At 71.4% G+C, this 8,298-nt stretch carries 7 protein-coding genes; 5 read left to right on the top strand and 2 right to left on the bottom strand.

Annotated elements, in window-relative coordinates:
• Together OZN99_RS19960 and OZN99_RS19955 are read left to right on the top strand one after the other, a co-directional pair.
• Positions 1-232 (top strand): hypothetical protein (locus tag OZN99_RS19960; protein ID WP_270937011.1); only part of this gene is annotated, 232 nt, incomplete at its 5' end.
• A 145-nt stretch (positions 233-377) separates the two neighbouring features.
• On the top strand, positions 378-1,184 hold the full coding sequence (locus OZN99_RS19955) for an N-acetylmuramidase domain-containing protein (protein ID WP_270937010.1): 807 nt from the start codon (positions 378-380) through the stop codon (positions 1,182-1,184).
• Positions 1,185-1,196: 12 nt separating this feature from the next.
• On the opposite strand, the gene OZN99_RS19950 is transcribed toward OZN99_RS19955, so the two are convergent.
• Positions 1,197-1,568 carry a hypothetical protein gene (locus tag OZN99_RS19950; RefSeq protein WP_270937009.1) on the bottom strand — a complete coding sequence of 124 codons (372 nt, stop codon included), beginning with the start codon at positions 1,566-1,568 and terminating at the stop codon, positions 1,197-1,199.
• Between the two features lie 40 nt (positions 1,569-1,608).
• Here OZN99_RS19950 and OZN99_RS19945 point away from each other — a divergent pair, with 40 nt between their 5' ends.
• Both OZN99_RS19945 and metH read left to right on the top strand, forming a co-directional pair.
• Positions 1,609-2,544 (top strand): ArsR/SmtB family transcription factor, encoded by a 936-nt coding sequence (locus OZN99_RS19945; protein ID WP_270937008.1) that lies wholly within the window; start codon positions 1,609-1,611, stop codon positions 2,542-2,544.
• A gap of 13 nt (positions 2,545-2,557) precedes the next feature.
• Positions 2,558-6,049 carry a methionine synthase gene (gene metH, locus OZN99_RS19940; RefSeq protein ID WP_270937007.1) on the top strand — a complete coding sequence of 1,164 codons (3,492 nt, stop codon included), beginning with the start codon at positions 2,558-2,560 and terminating at the stop codon, positions 6,047-6,049.
• A gap of 265 nt (positions 6,050-6,314) precedes the next feature.
• On the opposite strand, the gene OZN99_RS19935 is transcribed toward metH, so the two are convergent.
• Positions 6,315-7,016, bottom strand: a complete 702-nt coding sequence (locus OZN99_RS19935; protein WP_270937006.1) for a hypothetical protein — start codon at positions 7,014-7,016, stop codon at positions 6,315-6,317.
• A gap of 218 nt (positions 7,017-7,234) precedes the next feature.
• Between OZN99_RS19935 and OZN99_RS19930 the strand changes: the two genes are divergently transcribed.
• Positions 7,235-8,140, top strand: a complete 906-nt coding sequence (locus OZN99_RS19930; protein WP_270937005.1) for a cation diffusion facilitator family transporter — start codon at positions 7,235-7,237, stop codon at positions 8,138-8,140.
• Positions 8,141-8,298: the final 158 nt, after the last annotated feature.

The following is an 8,298-nucleotide window of genomic DNA, read 5'->3' as shown; positions in this document are numbered from 1 at the left end:
GGCGTCGGGCGAGGTGCAGGTGGCGCTGGGGGCCAAGGGCGCCCGGCTGCGCGGCGTGGCGGTGGACCTGGCGGCGGCCTTCGCCGAGGCGGCCGAGGTCGCGCGGGAATGGGGCGGGCTGCCGGAAGGCGCGCTGCTGGTGGTGGCCGGGCTGACCCCGCCCGCCCCGGCGGAGGGCCTGCTGCGGGCGCGGCTCGGCGCGCTGGGCGGGGTGGAGGCGGCCTTCGGCTGACCCGCGCCGCGCCTCCGGCGCAGCCTACCCCCACGCGCCTCCGGCGCAGCGTACTCCCACGCGCCTCCGGCGCGATGTGCGCCAACGCGCTTGCGATGCGCGCGGCGGCATTCCTACTGTTGCGGAGACGCAGCGGGAGGCGCGCATGGAGTTCGTCGGCAAGGGCCAGCCTCTGACCGAGGCCGGCATGAAGGCGGCGCTGGCCGCGATGGGCCTCGGCGCGGACGAGATGCCCGTGCTCTGGGCGGTGCTGACCGTGGAAAGCCGCGGCTTCGGCTTCCTCCCGGACCGCCGCCCGAAGATCCTCTTCGAGCGGCACATCTTCCACCGCGAGACCGGCGGCCGCTTCGCCGGCGCGGCGCCCGACCTCTCGGCCGCTTCTGGCGGCGGCTACATCGGGGGCGACGCGGAATACGACCGGCTGGGGCGCGCGCTGGAGCTCTGCCGCGAGGCCGGCGTGACGGAGAACGCAGCGCTGCGCAGCGCCAGCTGGGGGCTGGGGCAGGTGATGGGGTTCAACGCCGTGGCCTCCGGCTTCGGCGACCCGGTGGACATGGTGCGCCGCATGGCCGAAGGCGAGGACGCGCAGCTGCTGGGCATGGCGGGCTTCATCCGCAGCCAGAAGCTGGACGCGAAGCTGCGCGCGCGCGACTGGACGGGCTTCGCCAAGGGCTACAACGGCCCGCGCTACTGGGAGAACCAGTACGACGTGAAGCTGAAGGCGGCGCATGAGAAGTTCAGCGGCGGCGTGGGGCGCGACCTGCGCGCGCGGACCGCGCAGGCGGCGCTGGTCTATCTGGGCTTCAGGCCCGGCGAGCCGGACGGCGTGGTCGGGCAGAACACCCGCAACGCGGTGGCGGAGTTCCGCAAGTCGGCCGGCCTGCCGGCAGGCGATGCGCTGGACGAGGCGACCTACACCGCGTTGATGAAGAAGGCGAAGCTGGCCGCCTGAGCGGGCGCGGCCTCAGCCCGGCCTGAATCGCGCTGCCGTCACCGCATCCTCACGCAGCGCCGCGGCGATCTCGGCGCGCGCGGCCTCGGTCTCGGCCAGTGCCACCACCCGGTCGAACCAGCCGCAGGCACCGCGCACGCGCGCCTGGAACAGGCGATCCAGCGCCGCCGCGGCCGCGCTGCGCCCGGCGCAGCAGGCGCAGGACGCGGCATGGGTCGGCCCCGAGACGTCGAAGCTCACCAGCGCCACGGCGCCCTCCGGCAGGTCCGGCGGTGGGGCCTCGGCCAGCACGGCGGCCGGCTTGCCCTGCGCCAGGGCGGCGGCCAGCGCCGTCGGGTCGGCGGTGGTCACGAGCGGGATACGGGCGTCGATCGACCATTTCATGTGCTGGACATAAGGATATCTTTATGCCATTTGCAAGCACATGGACGCCCTCCTCACCCAGCTGCGCGCCGCGGCCGAGCCGACCCGGCTGCGGCTGCTCGCGCTCTGCGCGCGGCATCCGCTCTGTGTCACCGACCTCTGCGCCGTGCTCGGCCAGTCGCAGCCGCGGCTGTCGCGCCATCTCAAGCTGCTCACCGATGCCGGTCTGCTGGAGCGCATCCCGGAGGGCGCGAACGCCTATTTCCAGATGCCGGCCGGGGCCGATCTGGCACGGCTGATCCTGGCTCGCCTGCCTGAGGACGACCCCCGCCTGGCGGCCGACCGCCGCGCCGCCGCGCGCCTGGCGGCGGAGCGCGCACGGGAGGCCTCCGACGCCTTTCGCCGGCATGGGATGGACTGGGACGAGATGCGCGCCCTCGGCCTGCCGGCGGGCGCGATCGAGCAGGCGCTGCTGGATGCGCTGCCGGCGCGGATGGGCGCGCTGCTGGATATCGGCACCGGGACCGGACGGTTGCTGGAACTGGTCGCGCCACGGGCGGAGCGTGCGCTCGGCGTGGACATGAGCCGCGACATGCTGGCGCTGGCGCGTGCGCGGCTGGCGGAGCGGGGCCTCGCGGAGCGCGCGGCGGTGCGCCAGGCGGACATGTACCGGCTGCCCTTCGCGGACGCCGCCTTCGACGCGGTGGCGCTGCAGATGGTGCTGCACTACGCCGAGGACCCGGCCGCGGCGCTGGCGGAAGCGGCGCGCGTGCTCAAGCCCGGCGGGACGCTGCTGGTGGCGGACTTGGCGCCGCACGACCAGGGCGTGCTGCTGGAGAAGCAGGCGCATCGCTGGCCCGGCTTCGACGACGCGCAGATCGCCGGCTGGCTGGGCGCCGCGGGCTGCACGGCTGCGCAGGCCACCACCGTTCCCGGACCGCTCGCGGTCCGCATCTGGCCGGCGCGCCGGGCGCCGGTCCACGCACTCGCGAACTGAGGACGACAAAGCGATGTCCCGCCCCCATCTTCTCGACGCGCTGCGCGACCGGGTGCTGCTGTGCGACGGCGGCTTCGGCGCGCGCATCCAGGGCATGACGCTGGAGGTGGAGGCCGATTTCTGGGGCAAGGAGAACTGCACCGAGGTGCTGAACCTCTCGCGCCCGGACATCGTGCGGGAGATCCACCACAGCTATTTCGCGGCCGGCGCCGACATGGTGCTGACCAACACCTTCGGCGGCAGCCCCGTCACCCTCGGCGAGTTCGAGCTCGAGGAGAAGGCGTTCGAGATCAACAAGCTGGCCGTCGAGATCGCGCGCGAGGCGGCGGAGGGCTTCGCCGACGGACGGCACCGCTGGGTGGTGGGCGACATCGGCCCGGGCACCAAGCTGCCGAGCCTCGGCAACATCGCCTATGACGCGCTGGAAGCCGCGCTGGTGGTGCAGTGCCGCGGGCTGATCGCGGGCGGCGCGGATGCGCTGCTGACCGAGACCAACCAGGACACGCTCTACATCAAGGCCGCGGTGAATGCGGCGAAGATCGCCAAGGCCGAGGCGAAGTCGGACATCCCGATCTTCGTGCAGGTGACGGTGGAGACGACGGGCACGCTGCTGGTCGGGCCCGACATCTCGGCCGCCGCCGCCGTCGTTCACGCGCTGGACGTGCCGCTGATCGGGCTGAACTGCGCGACGGGCCCGCAGGAGATGGCGGAGCATGTGCGCTGGCTGTCGCGGAACTGGCCGGGCCTGCTCAGCGTGCAGCCGAATGCCGGCCTGCCGGAGCTGGTGGACGGGAAGACCCACTATCCGCTCGGCGCGGCGGAGCTCGCCACCTGGATGGAGCGCTTCGTCACCGAGGACGGGCTGAACCTGATCGGCGGCTGCTGCGGCACGAACGACACGCATATCGCCGCGCTGGATGCGCTACTGCGCAGGCTGGGCGGCGCGAAGGCGCGGCCGGCGCCGGTGGCGCGCAAGCCGGTGTGGATCCCCTCCGTCGCATCGCTCTACACCGCGACGTCGCTGCGGCAGGAGAACAGCTACTTCTCCATCGGCGAGCGCTGCAACGCCAACGGATCCAAGGCCTGGCGCGAGCGGCAGGCGGCGCATGACTGGGACGGGTGCCTGGCGATCGGGCGCGAGCAGGTCGCGGAGGGCAGCAACAGCCTCGATATCTGCACCGCCTTCGTCGGGCGGAACGAGATGGAGGAGATGAACGAGGTGGTGCGCCGCTTCACCGCCTCCGTGAACAGCCCGCTGGTGATCGATTCCACCGAGACGCCGGTGATCGAGGCGGCGCTGAAGCTGCATGGCGGCAAGCCGATCATCAACTCGATCAACTTCGAGGAGGGCGAGAAGGCCGCGCATGACCGCATGGTGCTGGCGAAGAAGTTCGGCGCCGCGGTGATCGCGCTGACCATCGACGAGGTCGGCATGGCCAAGACGGTGGAGGACAAGCTGCGCATCGCGCGGCGCCTGGTGGACTTCGCCTGCAACCGCTACGGCCTGCCGCAATCCGACCTGATGATCGACCCGCTGACCTTCACCATCGCGACGGGCAACGAGGACGACCGCAAGCTGGGGCTCTGGACGCTGGAGGGCATCCGCGCGATTCGCGAGGAATTCCCGGACATCCAGATCATCCTCGGCCTGTCCAACATCTCCTTCGGCCTGAACCCGGCCGCGCGGCACGTGCTGAACAGCGTGTTCCTGGACCATGCCGTGAAGGCCGGCATGACCGGCGCGATCGTCCACGTCTCCAAGATCAAGCCGCTGCACCAGATCCCGCCGGAGGAGGTGCAGGTGATGGAGGACCTGATCTGGGATCGCCGCAGCGAAGGCTACGACCCGCTGCAGAAGGTGCTGGAGATGTTCAGCGGCCGGAAGGCCGCCGACACCTCGGCCAAGAAGCGCGCGGAGACGGTGGAGGGGCGGCTCAAGGACCGCATCGTGGACGGCGACCGCAAGGGGCTGGACGATGAGCTGGCCGACGCGCTGGCCAAGGGGCTGACGCCGCTGTCCATCATCAACGACGTGCTGCTGGACGGCATGAAGGTGGTGGGCGACCTGTTCGGCGCCGGCAAGATGCAGCTGCCCTTCGTGCTGCAGAGCGCGGAGACGATGAAGGCGGCGGTGGCCTACCTCGAGCCGCACATGGAACGCGTGGAGGGCCAGGAGAAGGGCACCATCGTGCTCGGCACGGTGAAGGGCGACGTGCACGACATCGGCAAGAACCTGGTGGACATCATCCTGACCAACAACGGCTACAAGGTCGTCAACCTCGGCATCAAGGTGCCGCTGAACGACATCGTCGCCGCGGCGAAGGAGCACAAGGCGCACGCCATCGGCATGTCCGGCCTGCTGGTGAAGTCCACGGTCGTGATGCGCGAGAACCTGGAGGAGATGAGCCGCCAGGGCATCGACGTGCCGGTGCTGCTGGGCGGCGCGGCGCTGACGCGCAATTACGTCGAGGACGATTGCGTGAAGGCCTATGCCTGCGGGCGCGTGGCCTATGCGCGGGACGCCTTCGACGGCCTGCACCTGATGGACAAGGTGATGGGCAACGGCTTCGACGACTACCTCGCCGCCTTGCAGGCCAAGCGGAAGGGCAAGGCGAAGAACGAGAAGCGCGTGCTGGGCACCGCCGATCCGCGCGGCTTCGCGCCGGTGGACGTGAACTACGCCCAGGCGAGGCGCCGCCGTCAGATGCAGGGCCAGGACACGCCCGCCGTGCCCTTCTGGGGCGCGCGCGTGATGGAGGCCGCGCCGAAGGCGCTGGTGCCCTTCATCAACGAGCGCAGCCTCTATCAATTCCAGTGGGGCTTCCGGAAGGCCGGCCGGTCGCTGGACGACTTCCTGGGCTGGGCGAAGCAGGAGCTGCGCCCGGTGCTGAAGCGGATGCTGGCGCTGACGGAGGAGCAGGAGATCCTGAAGCCGCAGGCGATCTACGGCTACTGGAAATGCGCCGGCCAGGGCAACGACCTGGTGCTGTTCGAGGAGGACGGCGTGACGGAGGCCTGCCGCTTCGCGCTGCCGCGCCAGCCCAAGGAGGACGGCGAGTGCATCGCCGACTTCGTGACCGACATCGAGGATGGCCGCGACGTGATCGGGCTGCAGGTGGTCACCGTCGGCCAGAAGGCGTCCGACATGGCGCGGGAGTGGTTCGAGGAGAACCGCTACCAGGACTACCTGTATCTCCACGGCCTGTCGGTGGAGATGGCGGAGGCGATGGCGGAATACGTCCACAAGCGCATCCGCGCCGAATGGGGCTTCGCGGCGGAGGATGACCGCGACATCGAGAAGATGCTGCAGCAGGGCTATCGCGGCGGCCGCTATTCCTTCGGCTACCCCGCCTGCCCGCGGCTGGAGGACCAGGAGCCGTTGCTGAAGCTGCTGAAGGCGGAGCGGATCGGGGTGGAACTGTCCGACGAGTGGCAGCTGCACCCCGAGCAGTCCACCAGCGCCATCGTGCTGCACCACCGGCGGGCGAAGTATTTCAGCGTGTAGGCGGCGCAGGGCGGGCGCACCGGCGCCCGCCCCGACGCGTCAGCGGCGCGGGTAAGCTGGGTCCGCCCATCGGAATGGCGAGGAGGGCGCAGCCATGCGCGTGGCTCTGCATTTGCCATGCGGGAACAGGCCGTTGCCCTTCCGCCTCTGCGCCGGCACGGCAGACTGTCAGGAAATCGGACGCCGTTCCGTCGTCCGCTCACGGATCTGTCAAATAAGCCGACAGGGCGCGACGCTCGCGACGGGCCGGACCCGCCGCGACCGATCAGGCCCTGCGCCGGCGTCGCGCCAGGGCCAGGCCGGCGAGCCCCATGGCGAAGACGCCAAGCGCGCCCGGCGCCGGCACGGTCACGTCGGGCCGCGGGTCATCGAAGGTGGCGAGGAAGCTCGCATCCTCGCCGCCATTGCCGGGATACCAGACGCCCTCGTAGCGGTACATGAACATGCCGGCGATGCGGTCCTCGACCACGGGCATGCCGAAGGTGCTGCTCGCGGCGCCGGTCGCGGGGTCGAGCACCGCGAGGAAGGCGAGGTAGGTCTCGCCGGGCAGCACGTTCAGGTTCAGCGAGAAGGCGAATTCCTGGTAGAAGCCATTGTCGTCGCTGATCAGGGCGGTGTCGATCGGCACCGGCGCCGAGGTGAACAGCGGGGCATTCGGGTCGCTGGCCAGCACGACGGTGCCGACGACCTGCAGCGCCGTGGCGGCGTTCGGCTCGCCCTCGAAGGCCGCGGTGTCCGGCTGGCCGAGGAACAGCGAGAACCCCCTCAGGACCGTCTGGCCGGCCCCCGGCACGAAGGACTGGCCGGCGGCGGGCATGGCCAGCCCGTCCACGTCATAGCCGATCGGGCCCTGGGTGTTGGCGACGTCGCGGGCGGGCAGCGGCAGCGAGCTGATCTGCGAGGCGGACGCGCCGCCGGCGAGAAGCACGCCGAGGATCGCGGCGGCCGTGAGTCTCGCGATGGACAAGATCCTGTTCCTCCAGAACGGGCGCCATGCCGGACGCCCGGCCCCGACCGTGACGCGATGGGACACGCAACCGGTGCTTGCAAGCCGCGTGCCGAAATTTAAGTCCTTGTTAAGTGTCGCGATTTTCAGACCGCGGCCGTACGCTGTAAGAAATCTCGACAGATTCGCCGCATGTGTCGCCCCTGGCCCGGCCGGGGCGCTGCCGGTATGCCTCCCGCATGGCCGTCGTCACGCCCGGGGATCGCCTCCAGACCATCGCCGCCGCCAGCGTCGGCGTGGCGCTGCTGGTGCTTGCGCTGAAGGCCGGCGCCTGGTGGGCGACCGGCAGCGTCGCGCTGATGGCCGATGCGCTGGAGAGCGTGGTGAACGTCGCCGCGGCCTTCGCGGCGTTGGCGGCGGTGCGTCTCTCCGCCCTGCCGCCGGATGCCAACCACCCCTACGGCCACGCCAAGGCCGAGTATTTCTCCGCCGTGCTGGAAGGCGTGCTGATCATCGTCGCCGCCCTGCTGATCCTGCACGAGGCCTGGGGTGCGCTGCAGGCGCCTCGTCCGCCGGACCAGCCGGCGCTGGGGCTGGCGGTGTCGGCGGTGGCGACGGGGGTCAACGCCGCCTGGTCGGCGCTGCTGTTCCGCCGGGGCAGGGCGGCGCGGTCGCCGGCGCTGCTGGCGGATGCGCGGCACCTGCTGGCGGATGTGGTGACCTCGGGCGGCGTGCTGGTGGGCGTGGCGCTGGTGGCGCTGACCGGGATCCTGTGGCTGGACCCGCTGCTGGCGGCCCTGACGGCGGCGAACATCCTGTTCTCCGGCGGGCGGCTGATGCGCGAATCGGTCGGCGGCCTGATGGACGAGGCGGTGCCGGCGGAGCGCCTGGCGCGCATCCGGGAACTGGTCGGCCAGAATGCCGACGGCGCGATCGAGGCGCATGACCTGCGCACCCGCCATTCCGGCCGCTTCACCTTCGTGGAGTTCCACCTGGTGGTGCCGGGCGACATGACGGTGACGCAGGCGCACGAGATCTGCGACCGCGTCGAGGCGGCGCTGAAGGCGGAGCTCGGCACCGCCACGATCACCATCCATGTCGAGCCGGAGGGCAAGGCGAAGCACCAGGGGGTGCTGGTCCTGTGAGGCCGGCGCCGGCGCGCCGGCGCCAGGGAACGGCGTGGCTCGCCGCCTCGGCCCTGCTGCACGCGGCCGTGCTGGCGGCGCTGCTGGTGCCGAGGCCGCAGCCGCCCGCGCCGGCGGAGCAACCGGTCGCGCTGGTCTGGGACAGCACGGAGGAGGGG

The organism is Falsiroseomonas oryzae (assembly GCF_027856955.1).
Taxonomy (GTDB): domain Bacteria; phylum Pseudomonadota; class Alphaproteobacteria; order Acetobacterales; family Acetobacteraceae; genus Falsiroseomonas; species Falsiroseomonas oryzae.
The sequence above is the reverse complement of the archived record's forward strand: the minus strand, read 5'-3'. Positions and strand labels throughout refer to the sequence as shown.

Coding starts and splice junctions, on each gene's coding strand:
- metH (WP_270937007.1), top strand. CDS start 2,558: ATGTCCCGCCCCCATCTTCTCGACGCGCTGCGCGACCGGGTGCTGCTG.
- OZN99_RS19950 (WP_270937009.1), bottom strand. CDS start 1,568: ATGAAATGGTCGATCGACGCCCGTATCCCGCTCGTGACCACCGCCGAC.
- OZN99_RS19945 (WP_270937008.1), top strand. CDS start 1,609: ATGGACGCCCTCCTCACCCAGCTGCGCGCCGCGGCCGAGCCGACCCGG.
- OZN99_RS19930 (WP_270937005.1), top strand. CDS start 7,235: ATGGCCGTCGTCACGCCCGGGGATCGCCTCCAGACCATCGCCGCCGCC.
- OZN99_RS19955 (WP_270937010.1), top strand. CDS start 378: ATGGAGTTCGTCGGCAAGGGCCAGCCTCTGACCGAGGCCGGCATGAAG.